Source organism: Mycobacterium colombiense (assembly GCF_001953985.1).
In the GTDB taxonomy this organism is placed as follows: domain Bacteria; phylum Actinomycetota; class Actinomycetes; order Mycobacteriales; family Mycobacteriaceae; genus Mycobacterium; species Mycobacterium colombiense_B.
Genome location: NZ_MBEI01000056.1, coordinates 217,720 through 242,287, shown reverse-complemented (window position 1 = coordinate 242,287; position 24,568 = coordinate 217,720). Strand labels below are relative to the sequence as shown.

Here is a 24,568-nt window from a genome sequence, read left to right as displayed (position 1 = left end):
AGATTAACTTAGCAACGCCGGCCCCGATACGGACCGATTCGCCGTAAACAGTTTCCTACCAGTTGATTTCGCTGAGCGGCGTGCTCGCCGCCGGGGGCGGTCCGACCGGTCCGGCCGGGGTCCGCGAAAACCGTGGGGCGGGTGCGGCCTGGTCGGCGCCGTGGGCGGTGATCACGGTGGACCGCGCCCGCAGGTGTTCGTCGGCGGCGGCCTCGCTCCACGTCAGCACCGGGGTGACGCACGCGTCGGTGCCGGCGAAGGTCTGCGCCCATTCGTCGCGAGTCCGGCCGGCGAATCGTCGGGTGAAGACCTCGCGCATCCGCGGGTAGGAGGCTCTGTCGTGCTGGGCGGGCACGTCGTCGGGTGACAGGCCAAGCCCAGCGAGCAACGCCGCGAAGAATTGTGGCTCGATGGCGCCGACGGCCACGTATTTTCCGTCGGCGGTCTCGTAACAGCCGTAGAACGGGGCGCCGCCGTCGAGCAGAAACGATTCGCGCCGGTCCCGCAGTGCGCCAGTCGACTTCATGGTCCACATCATCTGGGCCAGCAGGCTGACCCCGTCGACCATCGCCGCGTCGATCACCTGCCCCGTGCCCGAACGTTCCCGTTCGTACAGGGCGACCGCGATGCCGATCACCACCAGCATCGAACCGCCGCCGAAGTCGGCGACCAGGTTCAGCGGCGGCATCGGTGGCCGGTCGGCGTAGCCCAGCGCCGACAGCGCGCCGGTCTGGGACAGATAGTTGATGTCATGACCGGCGGTCGGCGCCAAGGGCCCGTCCTGTCCCCAGCCGGTCATCCGCGCGTAGATCAGTCGCGGGTTGACCGCCGCGCAGTCGTCCGGCCCGATGCCGAGGCGCTCGCAGGTGCCGGGACGAAAGCAGTCCAGCAGCACGTCGGCCTTGCCGGCCAGCTCCAGCAGCGCCTGCGGCCGCGTCTTGACGTCGAGGTCGACAATTCGCTTGCCGCGGTGCAGCAGATCGCGGTCTTCGGCCGGCATCGCCACGCCGCCTGGGCGGCGCACCCGCACCACGTCGGCACCCAGATCGGCGAGCAGCATTCCCGCGTGCGGCCCCGGTCCGATCCCGCCGAGTTCGATGACGCGCACCCCGGTCAGCGGGCCGCCGCCGCTCACGGCGGCTACTTACCCTTCTTGACCTGGAGCACCCGCTCGCGCAGCGCCTTGGTCGCCGAATCGATCGTTCCCTTCACGGCGCGCTTGAGCACGAAGCCGGGCAGCGGCACGTTCGGGTCGGCGAGCAGCTCGAACTTGACCAGGGTCCCGTTGTCTTGCGGCATCAGGGTGTACTTCCCGTCCTGCGCCTTCTGCTGCGAGGAGCTGACCAGCTTCCAGCTGACCACGTTGTCGCCCCATGTGTAGGCGATCACCTGTTCGTCGGTGATCCCGGCGACCTTGACCTTCATCTTGACTTGGTGGGGGCGCCCGTCTTCTCCGGTGTCGAGGATCTCCGCGCTCTGATGCGGCTCCGACCATTCGGGCATCGCTTCGAAGTCGGCGATGACGTCCAGAATCTCCTCCGGACTGGCTTCGATGACGATGTCGCGGGATTCTTTGAGTGCCATGGCCCGCACGATACTGGCCTGGCGTCTCACCCGGAACGGATTGGACCGAGCGTACCGTCGTGCCTGTGACTGATGCCGCGAGCTATCCCGCATACACCGTCGGTGACTACCTATTGGACCGTCTCGCCGAGCTCGGCGTCTCGGAGATCTTCGGCGTTCCCGGCGATTACAACCTGGAATTCCTCGACCACATCATCGCCCACCCCAGCATTCGCTGGGTCGGCAACGCCAACGAGCTGAACGCCGGCTACGCCGCCGACGGGTATGGGCGGCTGCGCGGAATGTCGGCATTGGTAACGACTTTCGGCGTCGGCGAGCTCTCCGCGGCCAACGCGGTCGCGGGCAGCTACGCCGAGCAGGTACCCGTCGTGCACATCGTCGGCGGTCCGTCCAAGGACGCCCAGGGCACCCGGCGGGCGCTGCACCATTCGCTCGGCGACGGCGACTTCGAGCACTTCTTCCGGGTCAGCCGCGAAATCACCTGTGCCCAAGCCAATCTCATGCCCGCGACGGCCCGCCGCGAGATCGACCGGGTGCTGTCGGAGGTGCGCGAGCAGAAACGCCCCGGCTACATCCTGCTGTCCACCGATGTGGCCCGCTTCCCCACCGAGCCGCCCGAGGCGCCGCTGCCCCGCTATACCGGTGGCACCAGTCCCCGCGCCCTGGCGACGTTCGTCGAGGCCGCGACCGAACTCATCGGCGACCACCAGATCACCGTGCTTGCCGATTTACTGGTGCACCGCCTGCAGGCGATCAAGGAACTCGAGGCGCTGCTGGCCGCCGACGTGGTGCCGCACGCCACGTTGATGTGGGGAAAGAGTCTGCTCGACGAAAGCTCACCCAACTTCCTGGGCATCTACGCCGGTTCCGCCAGCGCGCCGGCGGTGCGCACCGCGATCGAAGAGGCGCCCGTGTTGGTCACCGCCGGAGTGGTGTTCACCGACATGGTCAGCGGCTTCTTCAGCCAACGCATCGACCCGGGCCGCACCATCGACGTCGGCCAGTATCAGAGCAGTGTGGCCGGAGAAGTCTTCGCGCCGTTGGAGATGGATGCCGCGCTCGAGGCGCTGACCACCATCTTGGTCCGGCGCGGAACCTCCTCGCCACCGGTGGTGTCGCCGCCGGCCGAGCCGCTGCCGCCGCCCCCACCGCGTGACCAGCCGCTCACCCAGAAGATGCTGTGGGACCGCCTGTGCGTCGCCCTGACGCCGGGCAACGTGGTGCTCGCCGACCAGGGCACCTCGTTCTACGGCATGGCCGACCATCGGCTGCCGCAGGGTGTGACCTTCATCGGTCAACCATTATGGGGCTCAATCGGTTACACGCTGCCCGCCGCGCTCGGCGCCGCGGTGGCGCATCCCGACCGCAGAATAGTGCTGATCATCGGGGACGGCGCCGCGCAGCTGACGGTCCAAGAGATGGGCGCGTTCTCACGCGAGGGCCTGTCCCCCGTCATCGTGGTGGTCAACAACGACGGCTACACCATCGAACGGGCGATCCACGGCGAGACCGCTCCGTACAACGACATCGTCCGTTGGGAGTGGATGGAGGTGCCCCGCGCCTTGGGGGTCACCGACCACCTGGCGTTCCGGGTCCAGACCTACGGCGAGCTCGACGACGCCCTGACCGCCGCCGCGGACCACCAGGAACGCATGGTGTTCGTCGAGGTGGTGTTGCCGCGGCTCGAAATCCCCAACCTGCTGGTCGAACTCGTCCAACCGACGTCACCGGACGGCAGTCCGCGCCGCTGACGCACTAGCGCGAGTTCGGCGTGCGATCCGCACTGGACGACCGCAGGATGGCCTGTACCGTCCGCCGGCAGCGACCGCAATCGGCGCCCGCTCCGCACGCCTGGGCGACTTCCTTCGTCGTCGACGCCCCGCACGACACGGCCTCGGTCACGGTTTGACTGGTGACTCCATTGCACAGGCACACGAACAACGGCGAATCCTCAGTCCGCCTCGATGCGCATCATGTCGAAGAATCGGCCGACGAACAACGGCGGGTAGGCACCGATGCCCGCCCCGGACATCCACTGCGCGGCGGCATCGGGGTGGTCGATCCACTCCCGGGCGCTGTCTTCGTCCGGGAACTCCTGCAAGATCAGCACTTCGTGGTCGTCGTCGAAAGCCTGGAATACCCACGTCTTTCGGATGCCGGCCGTGGTGAATCGGTCGATCGCGGTGCTGACTTCGGAGGTCAGCAGGGATACGTCGTTGACGGACGCGATGGCGGCCACGACGACGCCCGGTGCCGCCGGGGTATTCGGTGGCTGCGCGATGAACCTTTCGACGATCTCGCCGGCGAAGACGGCGGGGATGTCCTCGACACCGGCCTCGTCGAACCAATCGAAGAAGACCCGGGAGCGCAGTAGCTCCACGATCGGCTCACGGCTGTGGACGCCGATCATCACCAATACCCGACCGTGGTCGTGGGTCGAGGTGTAGACCAGCACGTGATGCGCGCCGATATCGGCGAGGGCGGCCTTGTTGCGTTCCAGCAGCGGCCATACCCGGGTGGGATCGGGGACGCGGTAGTCCGACGCGATCACCATCGAGTGGATATCGCCGTTGTTCATCGGAGTTGGTCCTTCATCACTTTCCCCGTCGCGTTGAGTGGGAGTGAATTGAGGAACTCTACCGTGCGCGGCACCTTGAAACCGGCCATCCGGTCACGACACCAGCCGATCAATTCGTCGGCGCTGACGTCGTCTTTGCGCACCACGAACGCTTTGCCGACCTGGCCCATCCGTTCGTCGGGCACGCCGATGACGGCCGCCTGCGCGACGGCCGGGTGGTTGAGCAGGAAGCCCTCGATCTCCGCCGGGTAGGCGTTGAAGCCGCCGACGATGAACATGTCCTTTTTCCGGCCGACGATGCGAAGCCGCCCGGTCTCGGTGAAGTCCCCCAGGTCTCCGGTGTGCAGCCAGCCATCGTTGTCGATCGCCTGGGCGGTGGCCTCCGGTTCGTCGAGATATCCCTTCATCACCCCGTAGCCGCGGACCAGCACCTCGCCGTCGTCCGCGATGCGCACCTCGACCCCGTCGCACGGCACGCCCGCGGTGGTGGCGACGTCCTCGAAGGAATCGCCGGGCAGCGAGAGGGTGACGTTGCCGGCCTCGGTGAGCCCGTAACCCGTCATCAGCGTCTGGAACGGCAGTTCGTCGTGGATGCGACGAACCAGCTCGACGGGGATGTCGGCCGCGCCGGTCACCCCCGCACGCAATGACGAGAGCCCGGACTTGTCCTGCACCGTCAGCAACGAGTGATACAGCGTCGGCGGCCCGGGGAGCATCGTGATACGTTCGCGCTCAATGAGATTCACGACCGTGTCGACGTCGAAAACCGCGACGGGCAGCATCGTGGCACCGCGCAGGAAAGACGTGACGAGGCCCGCCTTCAGCCCGAAGGTGTGGAAGTACGGGTTGATCTGCAAGTAGCGGTCGCCCTCGCGCAGGTCCGCAAGCGTCGCCCACTCCTCATACATGCGCAGCGTTTGACCGTGACTCAGCATCGCGCCCTTGGGGCGCCCCGTCGTGCCCGACGTGAAGATGATGTCCGAGGTATCGGTGCCGCTCACCGGTCGCTCGAATGGTGAACCGCTGGACAGGAAGTCGGACTTCAGGTCGATGACCGGCACGCCGGCGGGCGCGGTGTAATCCTGGTCTAGGAAGCCCTTCTGGACCAGGACGGCCTTCACCTTGCTGCGGACGATGATGTCGCCGGCTTCGTCGGTCTTGAACCGGGTGTTGACCGGGACGAGCACGCCACCCGCGGTGAGCAACCCGAACGCCGCGATGATCCACTCGGCCGAATTGGGCGCCCAGATAGCGACCCGGTCACCCTTGTCGACGCCGAGGTCGGCGAAGGCGCCTGCGGCGCAACGGATCCGCTCGACCACCTGCGTGAAAGTCAAGCGCAGCGGACCGTCGACGACTGCTTCCGCATCGCCGAAACGGTCCGCCGCGCTCAAGACCATCTCGGGGATGGTCCGCCAGCTTGGCCGGTCTGTCACACCGTGACGAGTCGACCGAGGTTGCCGCCCATGATCTTGGCCTGGTCGTCAACGGACAGGTGCGACAGCGCGTTGACGTAGAAGGTCGGCTCCGCCAGCCCCTCCGGGTGCGGCCAGTCCGAGCCGTACAGCACCTGGTCCACGCCGACGAGGTTGATCAGATCGTCGATGCCGTCCTCGAAGAACGGGCTCACGTGAATGCGGTTCTTGACCATCTCGACCGGGTCGCTCGGGAACGCCTCCGGGGCCTTGCGGAAGACCTCGGTCAGCCCGTCCAGCAACGGGGTCATCCACTTCGAGCCGGCCTCGACGATCGCGACCTTCAGCTTCGGGTGGCGGTAGAGCGCGCCGTGGATCACCCACGAGCCCACCGCGTCCTGGATCGGCCGCCATTCGTTGAGGATGCCCATCGCATTGGTTTGGAACGGCAGCATTTCCTGTTCGGCGCCGTCCCACTCGGAGGTATAGCGGGAGTAGCCACTGTCGCTGGAGTGCATGCCGACCAGCACGTCGTGCTCGACGACCCGCTCCCAGAACGGATCGAATTCGGGCGTCGCGAACGAGCGGGGGCCGCGGAATCCGGGGACCGGAGCCGGGCGGATCAGGATGCAGCGGGCGCCGCGCTTGACCGCCCACTCCAGCTCCTCGATCGCCTTCTCGACGATCGGCAGCGTGATGACCGGGGTCGTGAAAATGCGGTTCTGGTAGTTGAAGCCCCAGACGTCGTCGAGCCACTCGTTCAGCGCGTGGACCAGGACGTGGATGGCGACCGGGTCGTCACGCAGCCGCTCCTCGAGCAGGCTGGCCAGCGTCGGGAACATCAGGGTGCGGTCCAGGCCCAGCTCGTTCATCTTCTCCAGGCGCGGGCCGGGCTCGAAGAACGCCGGGATCGCGCGCATCGGCTCGCCGAACAGCTCGCGCTTGCTCTTGCCGTCCGGGTTGCCGTACTTGAAGTACTCCTCCCAGGCGCCCGGCCGGGCGACGACCTCGAAGGTCGGGTTGGGAATGTAGTTGCTGATGTGGCCGCGGATCGCGATCTTCGTCCGCCCGTTGACCTGCACGTACTGGACGTAGTCCTTGTACGCCTTGGGCAGGTACTTGGTCAGCGCCTCCGGCGGCTCGTACAGATGGTTATCCGCGTCAAAGATTGGAAACGGGACGTCTTCCCGGTGCGACAACTGGCCCATGAAATCCTCCTTCTTGATTTGTGAGAATACTATTCTCTACAGGCGCCTAATCGCAACGTGGCCCCGCCGAGCCCCTGTTCGACGTGGTCAGCACGACACGAAGATCTTGTAGGTGGCGTCGGCCGGTTCACCGGGCTTGTCGGTTCTGTAACCGTTGGCGGTGCCGGAGACGGTGAACTTGTCGCCCGTCATGCTCATGTCCGCGCTGCCGCCATCGCCCCGCGAGTACATGCCGCTGAAGCCACCCAGGTTTTGGATGTGTACAGACTCGACTGTCGCAGGTTGCGCGCTCTCGTCGATGATGAGTTTGGCTCCGGCGAAATTGCCGCCGATTTCGATCGTCCGACTCCACTCCCGCTGGCTGCACTTCACGATGTGGAAGTTCCGGTTGTTACCGTTCACGGTGACTGACGCCGTGCTGGCGATTTGGTTTGATGGCCGCGACGTGCACGCGCCAACCAAAGCAACGATCAGGACCGCCGCGGCGGCCACGATTCGATTCCGCATCGAGTCACCTCCATCCTCACTGACGAAAGTTCTTAGCCTGCAGCGATGATGTTATTCTCGCGAAAAGAGAATGCCAATATCGGGTTCCTGTCGAGGAGCGATTACACACATGGTGGACCTGGAGATCGACGACGGGTTGGCGGTGGTCACCATCGACCGCCCACACGCGCGCAACGCCATCGGTCTGGACACCATGGACCAGTTGGAGAAGGCGCTCGATGCGGCGGCCGGCGCGCAGGCGCTGGTGATCAAGGGCGCCGGAGACAAAGCCTTCGTCTCCGGCGGCGATCTCAAGGAATTGAGCGCGTTGCGGACCGAGGAGGATGCCGCGGCCATGGCCCGGCGGATGCGGTCCATCTGTGATGAGCTGGCGGATTTCCCCGGTCCCGTCATCGCCGCCCTCAACGGCCACGCGTTCGGCGGCGGCGCCGAAGTCGCCGTCGCCGCCGACATCCGGGTGGCCGCCGACGACATCAAGATCGCCTTCAACCAGGTGCAGCTCGAGATCATGCCCGCCTGGGGCGGAGCCGAGCGGCTGGCCGCGCTGGTCGGCAAGAGCAAGGCGCTGCTGTTGGCCGGCTCGGGAACCGCCCTCACCGCACTCGACGCCGAACGCATCGGCTTGGTGGATCAGGTCGTGCCCCGCGACGTGTTCGACTCGCCCGACCAAGGGTGGCGAGCCGTCGCACGCTCGCTGGCGCGCCTGCCGGCGACCGAGATAAAGCGGGTAATCCGCGGAGTTTCCCCCGAGGAGGCGATAGCATCCTTCGCACGGTTATGGGTTGCCGACCCGCACTGGCAGGCCGCAGAACGGGTGATGAGCCGCAACGCCAAACCGCGCCCGGCAGCCGGAGGAGCGTCATGACCACGATGAAGACAGTGATGGGTGTCGGCTCCATCGTGTCGTTGGCTTCTCTATTGGCGGCGGCCGGTCTGCTGGTGGGAAGCGGACGGGCACATGCCGATAATCCGGTCATGCATCACGTCAGATACACCGTCAGCGCGCAGAATCCGATCTATACCAGCATCTATTACCTGGACCATCAGCCGGCAAAGTTTTCCGACTACAGCCACAATCCCTACTCGTTCACACCACACGTCGACATCGACCTAGCCCCGGGCAAGCCGTGGAGTTTCGATCTGGACATGTCGGACCCCGACCATTACGCGATGGTCGTGGCGAGCACGGGCACGGAGCCCGGCACGCCGGGACTTCACTGTGATCTGGCGGTAGACGGCGCCGTCGTCGTGTCCAAGGACGGCCCCAAGGGCGTGCTCTGCTCGCTGCGGAACTGGTGAACCAGCCAGGTCTCCGGGACGCCCTCGATCGGCTGCGGTTCGCCTTCAAGGCGGCGCAAGTAGTTCTCCACCAACTCCACCGTTTCGGCATGGCCGGCGGACATGCCGATCGCCTGCTCGAGCACCAGAAAGCGCGACAAGCTGCTCATCAGCACCGTCCACACCACCGGAGCGATCTCGATGTCCTGGCCCTCGTCTTGAATCCTGGAACCGTAGCGCTCCAGCGCCGTCGCCACCGCTTGGCGCTGCTCTTCACGAAAACGCTCTGCGTAGTAAGCGATTTCGGCCCGCATGTCCTTACGGTGATTGGCCAGTGCCATGAATTCCATGGAAATCCGCGTGAACGCGGGATCGGTGCCGAAGCGCCACAGCGCCCACAGCGGCTGCGGCAACTGCAGCATTCGCGCGTGCGCCTCGAGCGCCTCTTCGGCCCGGCGCCGAAAGACTTCCAGGAACAGCTCTTCCATGGTGCGGAAGTAGTAGTGCACCAGTTGAGGCTTCAGCCCGGCCTTGTTCGCCAGCCGCCGCGACGTCACCGCGGCATAGCCCTCTTCGAGCATCAGCTGTTCGGCGGCATCGAGCAACAAGACGCGGTTTTTCGCGTCCGGCGCCCCAATTCTGCGGGCCGATGTCATGTCCCTGCTCCGTACTGTGTGCCATCCCGTGCCGACCACACGGATCGTATCGTGGCGCGGCGTTGCGACCTTGACCCTGACATTACCGCCATGCTAAGCAGGTGCTCAGCACATTTTCGATCTCGAAATCGGGCGGCGGTAGCGATGTGCCGCCGAACACCACCGGTAAACCCAGCCCAGGGAGACGCAAATCCGATGAGCACCTTCGACTCGATCGACTTCTTCACCGATCCGTCACTGGTCCCAGATCCGCACCCGTACTTCGACTACCTGCGCAGTCAAAACCCGGTGCTGCGGCTGCCGCACTACGGCGTCGTCGCCGTCACCGGCTACGACGAAGCCTGCGAGATCTACAAAGACCCGGATACCTTCTCCAACATCGTCGCCCTTGGTGGGCCCTTCCCGCCGTTACCGTTCACGCCCGAAGGCGACGACATCAGCCCCCAGATCGATGCGCACCGCAGCTCCTTTCCGATGAACGAACACATGGTCACCATGGATCCGCCGGATCACACCAAGGCCCGGTCGGTGCTCGCCAAGCTGCTGACCCCGAGCCGGCTGAAGCAGAACGAGGAGTTCATGTGGCGCCTCGCCGACCGTCAGCTCGACGAGTTCCTCGGCCTCGGTGAGTGCGAGTTCATCGCCGAATATTCGAAGCCGTTCGCCACCTTGGTGATCGCCGACCTGCTCGGCGTGCCGGAAGAGGACCACAAGGAGTTCCGTAAGGTCTTGGGCGCCGATCGCCCCGAGGCGCGCGTGGGCGCCCTGGACCACGAGTCGGTGGGCATCAACCCGCTCGAGTGGCTCGACGACAAGTTCTGTAACTACATCGAGGATCGGCGCCGCGAGCCCCGCGGCGACGTGCTGACGTTCCTGGCGGAAGCGAAGTACCCGGACGGCTCGACGCCCCCGGTGATCGAGGTCGTCCGCTCGGCGACCTTCCTTTTCGCCGCCGGACAGGAGACGACGGCGAAGCTGCTCAGCGCCGCTCTACAGGTTCTGGGCGACCGGCCTGACATCCAGCAAGAGTTGCGTGACGACCGCAGCCTGATTCCCGGGTTCATCGAGGAATCGCTACGGATGGACAGCCCCGTCAAGAGCGACTCGCGGCTGGCCCGCAAGGCGACGACCATCGGCGGTGTCGACATCCCCGCGGGCACAGTGGTGATGATCCTGCCGGGCGCCGCCAACCGCGACCCGCGCCGGTTCGAGAACCCACACGAGTTCGACCTGCGCCGCAAGAACGTTCGCGAACACATGGCGTTCGCCCGCGGCGTGCACTCGTGCCCCGGCGGCCCGCTCGCCCGCGTCGAAGGCCGAGTCTCGATCGAGCGGATCCTGGACCGGATGCCGCACATCGAAATCAACGAAGCCCATCACGGGCCGGCCGCCGATCGTCGTTACACCTACGAGCCGACGTACATCCTGCGGGGCCTGAGCGAACTGCACCTGACGTTCACCACAGCGGACGCGATCGCGCCGGTGGCTTAGGGCTTTTCGCCCGCGGGCGCTACCGGACCTGCATCCCGACGAAGTAACAGGCGAGCAAGACGACGGCGATCAACACCACCCACGCGTCGGTGAGTCGGCACAGCAGGACCGGAGCGTCTCGCACCTCCATGAACTCGCGAAAGATGATGCGCACCTTGACCAGTGCGATGAAGATGACGCTCGACGTGACGACAGCGCTGGATTTCAGCGCGCCGTCGACGGAGTGGTCTATCCCCAGATAGGCCAGCGTCAGCGCGGCCAAGATCGTCCAGACAACCAGCAATCTCTTGTTGAATCTGATTCCGATCACCTCACCACGTAGAGCAGCGCAAAGATCAGCACCCAGAGGAAATCGACGGTGTGCCAATAGGTTGCGCAGGTTTCGACGAGTTCCTGGGAGCGGCGCGCCGGACTCCGGAGTTGGTAGACGATGATGCCGAGGACGACGAAGCCGATCAGCAGGTGGACGAAGTGGATCCCGGTGAGGAAGAAATAGAACATGAAGAAGTCGTTGCGCTCTATGCCGTTTCCGGCGTGAACCAACCGGGCCCACTCGAAGACCTTGAAAAACAGGAACACGACGGCGAATGCCGCCGTGATGAAGACATCCCTGAGAGCCGCCCCATAGGCGCCCGCGCGGGCCGACTGAACACAGCGCGCCACCGACCACGAGCTGAGTAGCAGAACCAAGGTGTTGAGAACCCCGACGCGCAGGTCGAGGTGAGCCTGCGACTGCAGGAAAAGCTCGGGGTTGCGTCCCCGTGAGAACAGGTAGAAGCCGAAATACCCTGTGAAGACCAGGGTCTCGAACAATACGAAGGCCCACATGTCGGGCTGGCCCGGTACGGCTTTGGCGCGTCGGGCCTTTTCGGCCAGGTCGGTCATGGCGCAACCGCCTTCTTCCGCGGCAGGTCAGGCAGCGGGCCGGTGCCGAGGTCTTCGCGGCGGATCATCTGAAACAGCATCACAATGAAAGTGACTTGGTAGATGCCGAATACGACCATGTCCAGCCACCAGGCGATCTCGCCGTCCCACGCGAACACGCCGCGACGGAAGATCCAGCAGGGCGCCACGACCACCTCGGTCAGCGCGTTGCACAGGTTGAGATAGCCGAACCACTTGGGGAACACGCGATTCTTGTCGAGCAGGATCGCCACCATCCAGATCAGCGAACCGATCAGGAACACTCCCATCGTCCCGTCGAAGGACAGGAAGGCGAAGTCATACAGCCATCCGACGATTTGGGGGTCGCGGTCCGGTCGCAGCGTGCCGACCATCAGCGCGACGTTGAGCAGGATCATGCCGGGAACCGCGCTGAGCGAGTAGATGATCAGATACGAATACCCGAACGCGCGGCTGACCGACATACGCCGCATCGAATACGCGATGAGCGCGTTGTTGACCGCGATCATGCCGCTGATGGCGAAGATGACACCGAAGCCGACGGGTATGCCCAGGTGACGTTCGGAGAACCAATGCACCTGCGTGGCGAGATCCCAGGTCGGCTCCGGCGGGGGCTGGACCTGCGCCACGATGAAGAACATCGGGAAGAACAGACTGTAGAAAACCATCAGCGTCCCCCACGCCAACCACAGTTCTCGCCTGGGGTCGCGCGTCAGGTGCCAGGCGATTCGCTGGTGCAAGGGGCCCGCGGGCGGAGTTGCCGGCGACGTCGACGGTGTGATCACCGCGCTCATGTGGTGACCAATTCATCTGGGCGCCCGCGGGTCTCGGCACGCTCGCGGTAGATCGCCTGGCCCAATACGACGCCCATCACGACGATCCAGACCGCGATGGCAACATTCTTCACCCAGAACGACAGGAAGCCGTCCCAGGCCAGCGGTCCGGTCAACGAGACGCCGACGAATGCCGCGGGCACCAGGGCGGCGGCGACGAGAAGGTTGAAGTAGGCCACCCAACGGGGAAATACCGGTCGGGCCTGATCGTCGAAAAAGATTGCCAGCGCCAGGATTACGCTTTGACCGATCAGGAACGGGACCACGATGGTGAAGGTGATCCAGCCGAAATCGTTGAGCAGCTGAGTCAGCCCCGGGCTGCGCTCCGGACGAAAGGCGGCCAGCAGCCAGCAGACGTTGGCGACCAGGAACAGCGTCGGACCGCCCGCGGCGCAGCCCAGCATCGCGTAGGAGAAGATCGGCGTCCGGTGTGCCATCCGGCGGATCTGCAGCACGATCAGCGCCAGGATCGGGACCAGGCACACGCCGAACCAGTTGAACACGATCATGCTGGACCGGATCTGGGGAATATGCCCCGGATCGCGGTAAAAGGCGGCCACCTGCTCCGCCGGCATCGTGGGTGACATCGGCGGGTTGAAACCCGGGAACAGGAAGAAGGAGGCGATCCACAGGATCAGCGCCGCCGGCAATGTCCAGAGCAGGATCAGCTCGCCATCGGTCCGCCGCCAGACGGTCCGCGCAGATTGGCTACCGCCTGCATCGTTCCCGCCGACGTCGGACATCGGTACTCCTTCTCCACACGAACTCGCCACCGAAACTCGGCTAGTGAGCGAAGCTAGCCGATCGGCTAGCCAGGGTCAATAGTGTCGTCTAGTCTCGGTGCGTGGGAACAGCACGCCAGCCGGTCGCCGGTGAGCAATTCTGGCTGATCGCGCACAGCCCGGCCCGGACGCGGGTACTCGACGCCGCGCTGGATCTCATCGCCACCCACGGTGTCAGCGGTACCTCGCTGCAGATGATCGCCGACGCCGTCGGGATCACGAAAGCCGCTGTCTATCACCAATTCCGGACCAAAGAGCAGATCGTCATCGCCGTCACCGAGCGCGAACTCGGCCGGCTCGAGCCGGCCCTCGAGGAGGCCGAGGCATACGACGACGGCCCTCAGGCACGGGATGCGTTGCTGGTGCGCGTGGTTGAGATGGCCGTTCGCGATCGCCGGTTGGTGCGCACGCTGCAGTTCGATCCCGTCGTCGTCCGGCTGCTGGCCGAGCACAAGCCATTTCAACTTTTCATGGACCGTCTGTATCGGGTGCTGCTCAGCGATGCGGGGCTGGATGGGCGGATCGAGGCGGCCATGTTCTCCGGCGCCCTCAGCACCGCGGTCATGCATCCGCTGGTTGCCGACATCGACGACGAGACGTTGCTCGAACGGGTCACCGATTTGAGCCGGCGCCTGCTCGGCCTGCCTCGGCGAGCTCCCGAGTGACTACTACGTGTCGGCGCGGACCCAGCTCGATATGCCGTCGTGAGCAATGCAGATCAGGAACAGGCCGTCGGGCGCCTGCGCGACGTAGTTCAAATAGTTCTGGCAGTCGGCGTTTTCGTCCTTGACCCCCGCCATCGGCGGTGAGCGGAACCATCGAGGCTGGTATCGCCTCGGCGAGCCGCAGAACATCAGCCGTCCGGGCTCCGAAGCGAACGAAACGTATCCGTCGGCCACACCGAAGGCGTAGTAAGTGGTGTTGTCACACGGCGCACCCAGAACCTGATGGGGCATGATGCCCGGGGTGCAGGCGGGGTAGTCGCAGACGGACGGCCCGGCCGAGGCTGGCGGCGCCGCCACCATCCCGGCGCCGAGCAACGCGGCAACCAGAGCCACGATTGATCGCACCCGATTACTCTGCCACACCTGAAAAGAAAATTCTCCTGGTTGGAGAAGATCACCCGAACCGACCGGTGGTCGGCGCCGGGCCACCCCGAACGCCACTGCGCCCCTTTCCCGGCGAGCGAGTATTTCCGCATGTGAGGACCACGAATGCGGCCGTCCGACGCCGGCGTTGAGCCCAGGTCGGAGTGATAAGCTGCTTCTCCGTGCACGATCCGGAGGGCCCCGACGCCGACGATTGTGGTGACCCGAGGGATGTGACCGATCCCGGCGAACCACAGCCAAGCGCAGGCACCGACGGCGGCGACGTAGCGGCCGCGTCGGAAGACCCAGAAGACGAAGTTGCCAAGGCTGAAGCGCGCGCCGAGGCGGCTCGGCAACGACTCTTGAGACTGCGCGGGACAGCCGAAACCGACGACGCACAGGATGTCGAGCAGGGCCCCACGAAGCGGAAACGGCTGCGGTTGCGGGGCCGCGGGCGACCACGGTGGCTCCGGCGCCCGGCACGGAAAACAATAGTTGTCAGCGCCGGCATCGTGCTCGCCTCCACCTCCCTTGCCGCGAGCGGCTACATGCTGTGGCAGCACCACATCGCGGTGCACAATCGCCAACTCGCCGCGGAGTTCAGCGCGGCCGCCGGGCAAGGGATCACGGCGCTGATGTCGATCGATCCCGCTCATGCCAAGGAGGATGTCCAGCGCTCGATCGATGCCTCCACGGGCGACCAGAAGAACCAGCTATCCGTGCTGTCGACCCTGATAGTCAATAAGGCCGAGGAGACGAAGGTCGGCAACAAGGTCACCATCGAGGCCGTCGCCGTCCAGTCATTGAGCGACAATTCGGGAGTCGTGCTCGTGGCGGCCAAAACCGATCCCTTTGGGCCGGATAACGCCAAACCGCCACCGGCCTTGTTTCGGCTCAGCGTCAATATGGATCGCGACGGCGGCCAGCTCAAGATGTCGAAAGTTGATTTCCTGCGATGACAGTCGAGCGTGGCTCGTCACCGGACGGCACGGAAAACGCGATTGACGACGTGGACCCTTCACCCGCCGACGAGGACGGGATGCCAGCTGCTACCGAGCGACCGGCACGCTTGCGCCGGCTGGCAGCGATTCGGCGTTGGGGCCGCCAGCATTTGGCAAGGTGGCGTTCGATTGTCGCGACAACGTTGGTTATTGCCGCCGTGGGAGTCGCTGCCGGCGTGTACTTCATCCTGTACCGACCGGATCAGCAGGTCGGCGACGCAGCGGCGCGCCGGGCAATTCAGGCCGCGTCAGACGGTGCCGTGGCGGCGCTGTCGTATTCCTACGACCATTTAAACCGCGATTTCGACAATGCGAAATCACATCTCACCGGCGACTTTTTGACCTATTACAGCAAATTCGCCGACGGGGTCGTCGCGCCGGTGGCGCAGAAGGGACAACTGACGGCGTCCGCCAAGGTGATTCGGGCCGCAGTCTCGGAAATGCATCCCGATTCGGCCGTCGTGCTGGTTTTCGTCGATCAGACCACGGCAAGCGTGCATAAGAAAGATCCCGAGAAGACGCAAAGCAGCGTCGTGGTCACGCTGAGAAAAGTCAACGGTTCCTGGCTGATCGCGAAATTCGACCCGTCCGGATGAGCGCGGCAGATCTTGTCCCAACCGTTACCTGGCAGGCCGAAGCGGTGTAACGTCATCGCTCGAGAACGCCGCAACCGACGGCGAAAAGGTGCCATCGGCACCCTCGGATTACGCGCTTCGAGGAGCACCTGATGCGTTCAGTCAAAACACTCACCACCGCAACGCTGGTGGCTGCCACTGCATTCGGCGGTTTGTGCACTGCATCGACAGCCCAGGCGATAACCAAGGAAGACGTGGCGCTCAACGGGACTTACCGCGCCACGTCCATTGGCGATTACGCCCAGAGAAATGATCAGTACTTCGGCGAACCGACGGTCTACCAAGTATGGACCATCAGCTCCTCGTGCGACACGACCTTGGACTGCCATGGAACGGTGACGAGCGACCAAGGATGGAGCGCACCCCTGTTCATGAATGATGGGGAGATGTGGAAGGTAAGACGCGAAGTGCCGAACTGGGAGCGGTGCGAAGACGGTACCGCGTTCCCCGGGCAGCAGACCTTCTTTTTCTACCCGGTGAACGACAATGGTGGGTTTCAGGTCGGATCGCGGGTCCTCTCGGGCAAAGACAAGACAGTCGGCCCGAGCGGTGCCTGCGGGCAGAACCAGTGGCTTGATATCGCGATGCCGTTGCGCCTGGACCAGCTCTCCTGACCGGGCGGCCGTAGCCTCCTCGCCCCCCTACGGCTCGGGGCGAATTCAGGTGGGAAGCATGTCCTTCCATGTCTTGGGCGCTTTCGGAGCGACGAGATCCGACTGCTGATATAACTTCCCGTCCGGACCGACATAACGACCGGTGCGCGGATCGTACTTCGCCACCACGACCGAGGGCGCGGGCTTAGATGCGTTGGCTCCGAACGAGCTTGGCGCAGCCTGGGGTCCGCCGCCGGCCGTGTCGGCCGGTGCGGAATCGGGAGCAACGGACGGGGCGGGATCGGGGGGAACGAGCGGGGCTATAGGCAGCGCTGGCGGCGCGGTGGGCGGCGGGGGCAGTTCTCCAGCCGCCGGGACGTCGAGTGGCGCTATGGGCGGCAGGTCCGCCGACATTCTCGACATCGGCGCCAGCGCGGGGGGTCCCGACGACGGCACCGGCGGAACGGCGGCTCCCACCGTGCCCGGTGGTGGATTTTCTCCACGCGGTCCCGCAGGGGCGCCGCGCGGCACCGCCCCCGGCGGCAGCGGCGTTCCCTCAACCGGGCCGAAGATCCTGTCATTGGTGGTGATCCGGTCGTCGGGCGGGACACCCTGGGCCAGCAGGTTCGGATCCAGCGGATAGGGACCGGTGGTGTGCTGGCGCATCGCCAGCGGCATGTACGGCTTGTCGCTGTTGCAGATTTCGACGGTCGGCGCGCGCTTACCCGGGTGCCCCATGCAGGGATAGTTACGGGCACCGCGAACCGCGATCGGTGAATCCTGCGGGAGTTTGCAATACAACCCGTCCGGCGTGTCGATGTCGGTGAGGTCGTCCGGGGATCGCCATGTGTTGGGTGGCATGAAGCCGACCGTACAAATGGGCGGGTCGTCGACCGTGGCCGCGAAGTCGCCGTAAGCCCTACCGTCGGGATGGTTTTCACCCTGAGCGGCCTGCTCGATGGCAACCCCCGACGGCAGCAACACCAGCAGCTGCTCGATCGAAGGATGGTAGGTGACGCCGATCTGCCCGATGGTGGTCAGGTTGGCAAGCAACACCGGCAGCGTCGGTTTGATTTGTTCGAGAAGCCGGGATGCCTCGTTCGCGGCGTCAGGACCTTTCTCCAGGATGGTGCGGAAGTGAGAGTCGTTGTTCACCAACGTATCCGAGATGCCGGCGAAGCTGTGTGCCCACGTTCTGATCGAATCGGTGGTGCGCGCCTGGGTATCCAGCAGCGGTCCGGTGTCCTCGGTGAGGGCTCTGGTGCGATCGACGACGCCGTTGGCGTCGCGGGACAACGTCTTCGATGAATCGATCAGTGACCCCAAGTCGTAACCGGCGCCGTTGAAACCCTGGAAGGACTCGTCGAGCAATTGGCCTAGTTTGGTCTTCGGGATGCTTTGGACCAAGGCGTTGACCTGCTCGAGCATTGGGGCGACCGGCTGCGGAATCGTCGTGTCGCGCACGGCGATAACCGAACCGTCGTGCAGGTAGGGCGGCGAATCGGTTTTGGGCCGCAGGTCCACGTACTGTTCACCCACCGCGGAGACACTGAGCACCTGCGCGGTCAGGTCCGCCGGGACCTTGGGTGAAGTACTAAGTGACAGCGTCGCTCTCGCGCCGGTCGGCGTCAAACCCACCGAGGTGACCTTGCCGAGCTGAACCCCACGGTAGGTCACGTTGGAAAACCGGTACAGGCCGCCGGTGGCCGGCAGCTCCAGCGTCACCGTCATCCGGCCGATGCCCAGCAGGGTCGGCGCTTGGATGTAGAAGAGGACCATCGCGATCACGCCGATGATTCCGGCAATCGCGAAGACGGCCAGTTGGATCCGAACGAAGCGCGTCAGCATCTATCCACCCGCTCCCGTCGGCGGCGCCTCTGCGGGCACCGGCGTTTGACCAAGACCCGCGTCAGGCACCGGGGCCGCACCTGGCGCAGGACCGGGCAGCGGGGCCGCGTTCGGCGGAGGACCGGGCAGCGGGGCCGCCTCTGGCGGCGGACCCGGTCGCGGGCCGTAAGCCGACGACGGTCCGGGCGCCGCACCCGGCGGTGGCGGGGGCAGCGGCAACGCGTTGGGATCGACCCACGGCGGCCTCAGCGGGTTATGCAAAGGATCGAGAGTGTAATTGAGGCGATACGGGTCGCCGGGCACCGGCGGCACGGGCATATCCAGCTGCCCCCAGTGGGTTCCGAGGAACAGGCCCTTCTTGAGCCGTGGAATCGTCAGGTCGAAATCGAAGTGCAGGTTGAAGAAGTCGCCTCGGACCGCTCGGTCGACGAAGTTCTGGGTGAACGGGAACACGAACGAGGCCGCGATGGCCGCGCCGAAGTCCGGTCCGACGTCGGCGAGCGCCTTGATGGTCGGCTCCAGATTTTTGAGGTTCGTGACCAGGTCGGCCTGGGAGTCGTTGATCAGCCGGGTGGCGGTGTTGCTGAACACGCGAAGATGGTCCAGGGCGGCCGTCAGGCGCGGCCGCTCCTTGATCAACACCTCGAGCGCCGGCGGTATCTTGCGCAGCGCGTCGGTGACAACGTCACGTTGGTCGGCGAATGTGGCGGCAAGCCGATTCAGCGCCTGGATCGAGGCGACGAGGTTGTCCCGCTGGTCATCCAGTGTCCCCACGAACGTGTCCAGGCGGGTAATCAGATCACGCACCGCACCCTCGCGCCCGGACAGGGCGGCCGAGAAATTGTGAATGACCTCCCCGATCTGTCCCAGTCCACCGCCGTTGACCACCGCGCCCAACGACGACAGCGTCTGCTCCGTCGACGGGTAGGCCGATGACCGGCTGAGCGGGATGGTGGCGCCCGGCTGCAGCCGTCCGCTTCCTTGCTGGCCCAGCGGAGTATTGAGCTCCACATGCATCGAGCCCAGCAGGCTGGTCTGACCGACGGTGGCTACCACGTTGGCCGGGACCACCACATCGCGCTTGACCGAGATCTCGACGTCGGCGTGCCAGCCTTGCACCCTCATCGCACCGACACTGCCGACGACGACGTCGTTGACCAACACCGGCGAATTCGACTCCATCGTACCGACATTCGGGAGTTCGACGTGGTAGATGTTGGCCCCCGGCCCGCGTCCAACCGCACCGGGCAGCGGTAGTGAATTGAGGCCGTGGAACGCGCATCCCGTCGCGGTCACCACCACGCAACAGCCGGTGGCGAATACCCGCTTAGCCGCAACCCGGGCTCTCATTGTTGTGGCCCTTCGTCTGGCAGCAGCATGCCCGACACGCTCGGCGCCGGTGGTGGTGGCACCGGTGTCGACGGTGGCGGCGGCAGCGGCATCGCCGCGCCCGGTATCCGCTCCGGCGGCACCGCCCCCGGCGGTCCGACCGGATCACCCGGCAGGCCGGTGTAGGCCGACACCTCGGGCGGAATCTCGGGTGGTCCGGGTTTCGGGCCCTCGCCGCCGGGCGCGAGGCGCGGTTCCGTGTAGAGAACCTTCGACGGGTCAATCGACTTGGATATGAACGGGTTGATGGGAATGGGCGAGTTATTCCAGCTGGTCTGTCGCAGTCCGGGTCCGAGGAACAGGGAGCACAGCTTGCCCGTTTCGACCGCGGTGATGTTCTCGACGGCACCGATTTGCGTGCAGCCCGGTACGGATAGCAGAACCTGACCGCCCCACGTGGGATTCGACATATTCATCAGCCCGAACCCTCCGACGATGGTTCCGGTGTCGGCGTTGTAGTCGTTGAAGAAGTTGCCGAACGCGTTCGGCGCTCCGTGCAGAATGTTTTCCAGGGCCATGTGGTGATCGACCAGGTTCTGCGTGACATCGGCCAACCGGGCGATCTGCTCGCTGGTCTGGTTGCGAGTCTCGGCGATGAATCGCTGCACCTCGCCGACCGCAGTCGACAGATCGGTCAGCGCCGCGTCCAGGTCGGATTTGCTGTCGTTGACGACGCTGGTGAGCGTGGCCAGGCGCCCGTTGAACTGCTCGATCTGCACGTTGCTATCGCGCAGCGCGCCGACGAAGGTCTGCAGGTTTTTGATGATGTCGACGATGTTGCCGCTGCCGTTGGCAAGGATCCGGCCCACGCCTGACAATTGACCGAGTGTTTGCCGCAGCTTGTCGCCGTTGCCGTCGAGGGCGTTGGCGGCGCTGTCGATGAACCGGCCCACCGACGTGCCCGATACCCCGCTCTTGGGTCCCAAATCCGTTGCCAGCCGCATCAACTGGGTCTTGACCTCGTCCCACTCGACCGGCACCGCGGTGCGCTCAACCGGAATGACCGCCCCGTCGCGCATGACCGGCCCACTGTCGCGATAGGCCGGTGAGAGCTGGACGTAGCGGGCGGCCACCAGATTCGGCGCGACGATAACCGCCTTCGCATCCGCCGGAATGGGCACGCCGCGGTCGACCTTGAAGACCATCTTGGCCCGTGTGCCCTGCGGCTGAATGGATTTGATGCTTCCGACTTTTACACCCGATACCCGCACCTCGTCATGGGGATAGATCGCGGTGGCGGTGGTGAAATAGGCGGTAATCGTCCGTGGCCCGAAGAACGTGTTACGGACGACCATGGCGGCGCCGGCAACGATCAGCCCGACCAGGACGACCGCCGTCAAGGTGACCAGCCGCTTGCGCGGAATCCGGGAGGTCATTGTGATCCTCCGATCCGTCCGCCCAACGTGCAGCCAGGGCACTGTGGAATAAGGTTGTACGGCCAGGGGGTCAGCGCCCGAGGTACGGGCGACGGGAAGCCGGGACCCTTGGAAGTATCGAAGGTACGGAATCCCCAGAGGTAGTCGAACAACTCCTGGAAGAGTTGCGGGACAAGAAAGTTCGGGGCGAACGCCTGGTAGGCGTACATACCGGAGATGGCCTCACCGACCGTGATCTCGAATTTGGCGAGACCCGGTAGCGCTTTGCCGATGTTGTCGCGGTTCTTCTCCAAGACCCCAAGGACCCTGTTCAGCCTCTCCAGCGTTGGCGCCAAAGTGCTTTCGTTGTCGTGCACCAAGCCCGTCAGCTGCTTGGCCACCACCGAGGTGTTGGCCAGCAGGTCCACGATCTCTTGCCGGCGTTCGACCAGCACTTGGAGCAGAGAATCGGAGTTGAGGATGAGCTTGTTGACCTGCATGCTGCGTTCGGAAAGTATCCCGGTGACATCGCCGGCACTCTTGAACAACTCGCCCAGGTTCTTGTTGCGACTGTTGAGGGTTCGCGACAGCCGGGTGAGCGCGTCGAAGGCCGGCCCCATTTGGGGTGCGATCTGGTCGAGCGTCGCCGCCAGCGTGTCCAGCGACTGATTCAGCGCCGTGGTGTTGGTGCCGGCCGTGTCCGACGTCAGGTCACTGACAGCTTCCGTCAGCGAGTACGGCGAAGACGTGCGCGAGACGGGTATCAGGGCCATCGGATGCATCGTGCCGCTGCCGGCGGACTCCACCGTCAGCATCCGCTCGCCCAGCAACGTGCCGGTACGGATGTGCGCGGAAGTCTCCGAGCCGAGCAGGATGTTGCCCTTCATCGCGAACGTCACCAGCGCATCGCCGTGGCTCAGCTTCACATCCGACACGGTGCCGACCTTCATCCCTGACACAACAACGGGGTTGCCCGTGGCAAGACCGCCGGCTTCGGTAAACAACGCCTGGTAGCGGACCATCGTCGCCCACGAGATGAATCGGTCGGGCGACAGGCCAACCAGGATGACCATCACCGCCAGGACGACGCCGATGACTCCGGCCTTGACGAGCCCAGCTCCGCGATACTTGAGCATTAGGGTTCCGTGCACCTTCCTGCATCTGACCTGAAAATATTGGCGCGCACGGTCTTGCCGGAAAGATCCGTGCCGCGGAGCCCGAACTGGCAGAGGTAGTACGGGATGGTGGCGCCGTTCACGCCGAGTCGGACCAGCTTGCGGTAGTTCCTCGGTGCCCTTTGCAGGGCGGCGTCGAGGCGATCCTTATCGCCATCGAGTATCGGCGCAAGCCGATTCAACTGAGCTATGGTGCCGGACAGCGGCGGCCGGGCCTCGGCCAGCAGATCAGCCAGCGAGGCGGTTCCCTTGTCCAGGGCGTCAATGGCGGATCCGATTGTGTCGCGGTCACCCGACAGGCCGCTGACAAGCTGCTCGAGGCGATCGATCGCGCCGGAGAACTGTTTGCCGTCCTTGGCAACCGTGCCGATCACGATGTTGAGGTTGTCGATCAGTTGCTGCACGGTTTGGTCATTGTCGGCCAAGGCATTTGAAAACGAGGTCGTCCTGGAGAACAGCGACTCGAGCGTCCCGCCCTGACCCTGGAAGACCTGCAACAGCCCAGAGGTCAGCTCGTTGACATCGCGCGCATTCAGGCCCTGGGTAACGGGTTTCAGCCCGCCCAGCAGCAGATCGAGGTCAAGCGCCGGCGCGGTGCGGCTAACCGGAATCTGACCGCCGGCCGGCAGCCGCTTGGGTGAGCCGGGACCGTCGACGAGTTCGAGGTAGCGATCGCCCACCAGGTTGAGGTAGCGGACCGCCGCCCTGCTGCCCTCGGTGAGGACGACGTTGCGGTCGGCGTCGAAGTTCACCACAACCTTCTTGTCCGGCTGCAGCGAAACACCATTGACCGTGCCCACCCGGATGCCGGCGACCCGCACCGACTGGCCCTTCTTGAGACGGGACACGTCGGTGAACACCGCCGAATACTTGGTCGTCGCACCCGTCCGGTACTGGCCGAAGATGAAGAACAGGAAGGCGGTAAGCATCGCCATCACGACTGCGAAGATGCCGAACTTGATCAGCGTTGCGCGCGTTCTCATCCGGGTTGTCCGATCTGCGCGGAGTTGCGTGGCGGGCCGGCGATCGGCCCGTACAACAGCTGTTTGAGGAGATCGGAGTTGATCAGCAGCTGTGGGTTTCCGTAGTTCACGGGATTCGCGCCGGTATCGGCAATCAGCTGCGGCGGGGCCGTATTGAACGGCAGCTTGGGCAGACCCACGCACTGCGGGCCGCCCGTCGCCGCGACCTTGGGCAGGTTCGTCGGGTACCGATAACGCTCGGCGCCCCACGTGAGGCTCGCCGAGATGTTGATGCTCGGTTCCGACAACGGCGCCCCGTGCGATATCTGTACGAGCCCGGCGAAAGCGCAGTTGAGCGCCGGGGCGTACTCATTGGTCAGATCGGTCGTCGGCACCAACAGATGCAATACATCCGTCAGCGGTTGCCGGTTCGTCGACAAGACCTCGTTGCCTATGTCGGCCAAGCCGATCGCGCTGATCAGCAACGCATCCAGGTTGTGCTGCTCATCGACAAGTGTCTTGCTGATCCGGGTCGCGTTGGCGGCGGTCTTCACCAAGTCGGGTGCTGCGTCGGCGTAGGCGTTGGACACCGCCGGTAAAACCGCGAGGTCATGCCTGAATGCGGGGAGGCTCGGCTCCAGCCTGGCCAGGAACGAATCCAGGTCGCTCAGGGACTGACCAAGCTGTGGGCCCCGCCCGCTGAACGCCTGTGCCAGCGCACCCAGCGACTCGTTGAGCTTGGGCGGGTCGATGTGCGACAGCACCGACACCAATTGCTGGAATACCGTGTTGATTTCGACCATGACGTGCTGTCCCTGCAGCGTCTGGCCGGCGTGGAGCCGCTGTGCCGAGGGCTGGTCGGGTGGCACCAGCTCGACGGACTTCGCTCCGAAGACCGTCGACGACGCGATGTTGACGAGCACGTTGCCGGGGATGAAGTGCAACTGCGACGGATCCATCGCCAAATGAATGGCCGCCTGGCCGTTGGGCAACGGCTCGATCGAGGACACCTTTCCCACCTGCACGCCGCGCAGCTTGACCTTGGCGTCCGGGTTCATGACCAGGCCGGCGCGCTGCGAAATCACCGTGACCGGCACGGTTTCGGTGAAGGAGCCCTGAAACAGACCCACCGCCACGGCGAAGATCAGACCGATGATGAGGACGGTGGCCAGTCCGAGCAAGGGCGGCAGGTAATTCCGTCCCGCCGGCGGCCGCCCATGGCCGCTGCGCGCCGGTCGGCCTGCGACCGCACCGCGACCCGCTGGAACGTTCTGCGTCATTGCTGTT

General features: G+C 64.9%; 27 protein-coding genes. 8 read left to right on the top strand and 19 right to left on the bottom strand.

The genetic code is table 11. The features are described from left to right. Positions 1-55: 55 nt before the first annotated feature. Together A5732_RS16860 and A5732_RS16855 are read right to left on the bottom strand one after the other, a co-directional pair. Entirely contained in the window at positions 56-1,135 is a 1,080-nt protein-coding gene (locus tag A5732_RS16860) for a CaiB/BaiF CoA transferase family protein (protein WP_076055375.1), read from the bottom strand. Between the two features lie 5 nt (positions 1,136-1,140). Beyond that, the gene (locus A5732_RS16855; protein ID WP_076055377.1) at positions 1,141-1,584 is read right to left on the bottom strand and encodes an SRPBCC family protein; all 444 of its coding nucleotides are present in this window, start codon (positions 1,582-1,584) and stop codon (positions 1,141-1,143) included. Between the two features lie 65 nt (positions 1,585-1,649). On the opposite strand from A5732_RS16855, the gene A5732_RS16850 reads away from it, so the two are divergent. Beyond that, positions 1,650-3,335, top strand: coding sequence for an alpha-keto acid decarboxylase family protein (locus A5732_RS16850; protein WP_076102807.1), 1,686 nt, complete (start codon positions 1,650-1,652; stop codon positions 3,333-3,335). A gap of 4 nt (positions 3,336-3,339) precedes the next feature. Here A5732_RS16850 and A5732_RS16845 read toward each other — a convergent pair whose 3' ends face one another. From A5732_RS16845 to A5732_RS16825, 5 genes are all read right to left on the bottom strand, one after another. Next, a complete protein-coding gene (locus A5732_RS16845) occupies positions 3,340-3,525 on the bottom strand; it encodes a (2Fe-2S)-binding protein (protein ID WP_075234848.1) in 186 nt (61 codons plus the stop codon). A gap of 10 nt (positions 3,526-3,535) precedes the next feature. Then, complete coding sequence (locus A5732_RS16840; protein ID WP_064951157.1) at positions 3,536-4,162, bottom strand: hypothetical protein; 627 nt, start codon at positions 4,160-4,162, stop codon at positions 3,536-3,538. Beyond that, positions 4,159-5,562: a FadD3 family acyl-CoA ligase gene (locus A5732_RS16835; RefSeq protein WP_249266826.1), complete on the bottom strand. Its 1,404-nt coding sequence runs from the start codon at positions 5,560-5,562 to the stop codon at positions 4,159-4,161. The genes A5732_RS16840 and A5732_RS16835 overlap by 4 nt, the downstream gene beginning before the upstream one ends. 32 nt (positions 5,563-5,594) lie before the next feature. Next, positions 5,595-6,785 (bottom strand): amidohydrolase family protein, encoded by a 1,191-nt coding sequence (locus A5732_RS16830; protein ID WP_008253785.1) that lies wholly within the window; start codon positions 6,783-6,785, stop codon positions 5,595-5,597. Between the two features lie 87 nt (positions 6,786-6,872). Then, entirely contained in the window at positions 6,873-7,292 is a 420-nt protein-coding gene (locus A5732_RS16825) for a lipoprotein LpqH (RefSeq protein ID WP_008253783.1), read from the bottom strand. Between the two features lie 109 nt (positions 7,293-7,401). Between A5732_RS16825 and A5732_RS16820 the strand changes: the two genes are divergently transcribed. Both A5732_RS16820 and A5732_RS16815 read left to right on the top strand, forming a co-directional pair. Continuing rightward, entirely contained in the window at positions 7,402-8,157 is a 756-nt protein-coding gene (locus A5732_RS16820; protein ID WP_008253781.1) for an enoyl-CoA hydratase/isomerase family protein, read from the top strand. A gap of 68 nt (positions 8,158-8,225) precedes the next feature. Beyond that, on the top strand, positions 8,226-8,591 hold the full coding sequence (locus A5732_RS16815) for a hypothetical protein (RefSeq protein WP_076055403.1): 366 nt from the start codon (positions 8,226-8,228) through the stop codon (positions 8,589-8,591). Here the strand turns inward: A5732_RS16815 and A5732_RS16810 are convergent. Then, positions 8,507-9,226 (bottom strand): TetR/AcrR family transcriptional regulator, encoded by a 720-nt coding sequence (locus A5732_RS16810; RefSeq protein ID WP_064951161.1) that lies wholly within the window; start codon positions 9,224-9,226, stop codon positions 8,507-8,509. The two genes, A5732_RS16815 and A5732_RS16810, sit on opposite strands and share 85 nt — an antisense overlap. Before the next feature lie 195 nt (positions 9,227-9,421). On the opposite strand from A5732_RS16810, the gene A5732_RS16805 reads away from it, so the two are divergent. Continuing rightward, positions 9,422-10,717, top strand: coding sequence for a cytochrome P450 (locus tag A5732_RS16805; RefSeq protein WP_064951162.1), 1,296 nt, complete (start codon positions 9,422-9,424; stop codon positions 10,715-10,717). Positions 10,718-10,736: 19 nt separating this feature from the next. On the opposite strand, the gene A5732_RS16800 is transcribed toward A5732_RS16805, so the two are convergent. Genes A5732_RS16800 through A5732_RS16785 form a run of 4 tightly spaced genes read right to left on the bottom strand, consistent with a single transcriptional unit; the run spans position 10,737 to position 13,196 of the window. Further along, entirely contained in the window at positions 10,737-11,024 is a 288-nt protein-coding gene (locus tag A5732_RS16800; RefSeq protein WP_170880121.1) for a cytochrome C oxidase subunit IV family protein, read from the bottom strand. After that, the gene (locus tag A5732_RS16795; protein WP_076055386.1) at positions 11,024-11,602 is read right to left on the bottom strand and encodes a cytochrome c oxidase subunit 3 family protein; all 579 of its coding nucleotides are present in this window, start codon (positions 11,600-11,602) and stop codon (positions 11,024-11,026) included. Before A5732_RS16795 ends, A5732_RS16800 begins: the two co-directional genes overlap by 1 nt. Next, complete coding sequence (locus tag A5732_RS16790; protein WP_076055387.1) at positions 11,599-12,414, bottom strand: hypothetical protein; 816 nt, start codon at positions 12,412-12,414, stop codon at positions 11,599-11,601. Before A5732_RS16790 ends, A5732_RS16795 begins: the two co-directional genes overlap by 4 nt. Beyond that, entirely contained in the window at positions 12,411-13,196 is a 786-nt protein-coding gene (locus A5732_RS16785; RefSeq protein WP_076055389.1) for a hypothetical protein, read from the bottom strand. The genes A5732_RS16790 and A5732_RS16785 overlap by 4 nt, the downstream gene beginning before the upstream one ends. 101 nt (positions 13,197-13,297) lie before the next feature. On the opposite strand from A5732_RS16785, the gene A5732_RS16780 reads away from it, so the two are divergent. Next, positions 13,298-13,900 (top strand): TetR/AcrR family transcriptional regulator, encoded by a 603-nt coding sequence (locus tag A5732_RS16780; RefSeq protein ID WP_076055391.1) that lies wholly within the window; start codon positions 13,298-13,300, stop codon positions 13,898-13,900. A 3-nt stretch (positions 13,901-13,903) separates the two neighbouring features. On the opposite strand, the gene A5732_RS16775 is transcribed toward A5732_RS16780, so the two are convergent. Further along, positions 13,904-14,293 (bottom strand): hypothetical protein, encoded by a 390-nt coding sequence (locus A5732_RS16775; RefSeq protein ID WP_076055393.1) that lies wholly within the window; start codon positions 14,291-14,293, stop codon positions 13,904-13,906. A gap of 212 nt (positions 14,294-14,505) precedes the next feature. Here A5732_RS16775 and A5732_RS16770 point away from each other — a divergent pair, with 212 nt between their 5' ends. The 3 genes from A5732_RS16770 (at position 14,506) to A5732_RS16760 (ending at position 16,573) form a co-directional block, all read left to right on the top strand. Continuing rightward, the gene (locus A5732_RS16770; RefSeq protein WP_076055395.1) at positions 14,506-15,282 is read left to right on the top strand and encodes a hypothetical protein; all 777 of its coding nucleotides are present in this window, start codon (positions 14,506-14,508) and stop codon (positions 15,280-15,282) included. Continuing rightward, positions 15,279-15,920 (top strand): hypothetical protein, encoded by a 642-nt coding sequence (locus A5732_RS16765; protein WP_076102806.1) that lies wholly within the window; start codon positions 15,279-15,281, stop codon positions 15,918-15,920. Before A5732_RS16770 ends, A5732_RS16765 begins: the two co-directional genes overlap by 4 nt. Positions 15,921-16,051: 131 nt before the next feature. Then, entirely contained in the window at positions 16,052-16,573 is a 522-nt protein-coding gene (locus tag A5732_RS16760) for a hypothetical protein (protein ID WP_076055398.1), read from the top strand. 45 nt (positions 16,574-16,618) lie between these two features. Here A5732_RS16760 and A5732_RS16755 read toward each other — a convergent pair whose 3' ends face one another. The 6 genes from A5732_RS16755 to A5732_RS16730 are packed head-to-tail and all read right to left on the bottom strand — an operon-like array spanning position 16,619 to position 24,561. Then, positions 16,619-18,400 (bottom strand): MCE family protein, encoded by a 1,782-nt coding sequence (locus A5732_RS16755; protein WP_076102805.1) that lies wholly within the window; start codon positions 18,398-18,400, stop codon positions 16,619-16,621. After that, positions 18,401-19,750 (bottom strand): MCE family protein, encoded by a 1,350-nt coding sequence (locus A5732_RS16750; protein ID WP_076102804.1) that lies wholly within the window; start codon positions 19,748-19,750, stop codon positions 18,401-18,403. Continuing rightward, positions 19,747-21,165 (bottom strand): MCE family protein, encoded by a 1,419-nt coding sequence (locus A5732_RS16745; RefSeq protein WP_076102803.1) that lies wholly within the window; start codon positions 21,163-21,165, stop codon positions 19,747-19,749. Before A5732_RS16745 ends, A5732_RS16750 begins: the two co-directional genes overlap by 4 nt. Next, on the bottom strand, positions 21,162-22,280 hold the full coding sequence (locus A5732_RS16740) for an MCE family protein (protein WP_076102802.1): 1,119 nt from the start codon (positions 22,278-22,280) through the stop codon (positions 21,162-21,164). Before A5732_RS16740 ends, A5732_RS16745 begins: the two co-directional genes overlap by 4 nt. Then, positions 22,280-23,302, bottom strand: a complete 1,023-nt coding sequence (locus A5732_RS16735) for an MCE family protein (RefSeq protein WP_076054703.1) — start codon at positions 23,300-23,302, stop codon at positions 22,280-22,282. The genes A5732_RS16740 and A5732_RS16735 overlap by 1 nt, the downstream gene beginning before the upstream one ends. Further along, positions 23,299-24,561: an MCE family protein gene (locus tag A5732_RS16730; protein WP_076054705.1), complete on the bottom strand. Its 1,263-nt coding sequence runs from the start codon at positions 24,559-24,561 to the stop codon at positions 23,299-23,301. The genes A5732_RS16735 and A5732_RS16730 overlap by 4 nt, the downstream gene beginning before the upstream one ends. Positions 24,562-24,568: the final 7 nt, after the last annotated feature.

Coding starts and splice junctions, on each gene's coding strand:
- A5732_RS16765 (WP_076102806.1), top strand. CDS start 15,279: ATGACAGTCGAGCGTGGCTCGTCACCGGACGGCACGGAAAACGCGATT.
- A5732_RS16825 (WP_008253783.1), bottom strand. CDS start 7,292: ATGCGGAATCGAATCGTGGCCGCCGCGGCGGTCCTGATCGTTGCTTTG.
- A5732_RS16795 (WP_076055386.1), bottom strand. CDS start 11,602: ATGACCGACCTGGCCGAAAAGGCCCGACGCGCCAAAGCCGTACCGGGC.
- A5732_RS16810 (WP_064951161.1), bottom strand. CDS start 9,226: ATGACATCGGCCCGCAGAATTGGGGCGCCGGACGCGAAAAACCGCGTC.
- A5732_RS16785 (WP_076055389.1), bottom strand. CDS start 13,196: ATGTCCGACGTCGGCGGGAACGATGCAGGCGGTAGCCAATCTGCGCGG.
- A5732_RS16755 (WP_076102805.1), bottom strand. CDS start 18,400: ATGCTGACGCGCTTCGTTCGGATCCAACTGGCCGTCTTCGCGATTGCC.
- A5732_RS16805 (WP_064951162.1), top strand. CDS start 9,422: ATGAGCACCTTCGACTCGATCGACTTCTTCACCGATCCGTCACTGGTC.
- A5732_RS16735 (WP_076054703.1), bottom strand. CDS start 23,302: ATGAGAACGCGCGCAACGCTGATCAAGTTCGGCATCTTCGCAGTCGTG.
- A5732_RS16855 (WP_076055377.1), bottom strand. CDS start 1,584: ATGGCACTCAAAGAATCCCGCGACATCGTCATCGAAGCCAGTCCGGAG.
- A5732_RS16830 (WP_008253785.1), bottom strand. CDS start 6,785: ATGGGCCAGTTGTCGCACCGGGAAGACGTCCCGTTTCCAATCTTTGAC.
- A5732_RS16840 (WP_064951157.1), bottom strand. CDS start 4,162: ATGAACAACGGCGATATCCACTCGATGGTGATCGCGTCGGACTACCGC.
- A5732_RS16750 (WP_076102804.1), bottom strand. CDS start 19,750: ATGAGAGCCCGGGTTGCGGCTAAGCGGGTATTCGCCACCGGCTGTTGC.
- A5732_RS16745 (WP_076102803.1), bottom strand. CDS start 21,165: ATGACCTCCCGGATTCCGCGCAAGCGGCTGGTCACCTTGACGGCGGTC.
- A5732_RS16730 (WP_076054705.1), bottom strand. CDS start 24,561: ATGACGCAGAACGTTCCAGCGGGTCGCGGTGCGGTCGCAGGCCGACCG.
- A5732_RS16740 (WP_076102802.1), bottom strand. CDS start 22,280: ATGCTCAAGTATCGCGGAGCTGGGCTCGTCAAGGCCGGAGTCATCGGC.
- A5732_RS16790 (WP_076055387.1), bottom strand. CDS start 12,414: ATGAGCGCGGTGATCACACCGTCGACGTCGCCGGCAACTCCGCCCGCG.
- A5732_RS16760 (WP_076055398.1), top strand. CDS start 16,052: ATGCGTTCAGTCAAAACACTCACCACCGCAACGCTGGTGGCTGCCACT.
- A5732_RS16835 (WP_249266826.1), bottom strand. CDS start 5,562: ATGGTCTTGAGCGCGGCGGACCGTTTCGGCGATGCGGAAGCAGTCGTC.
- A5732_RS16820 (WP_008253781.1), top strand. CDS start 7,402: ATGGTGGACCTGGAGATCGACGACGGGTTGGCGGTGGTCACCATCGAC.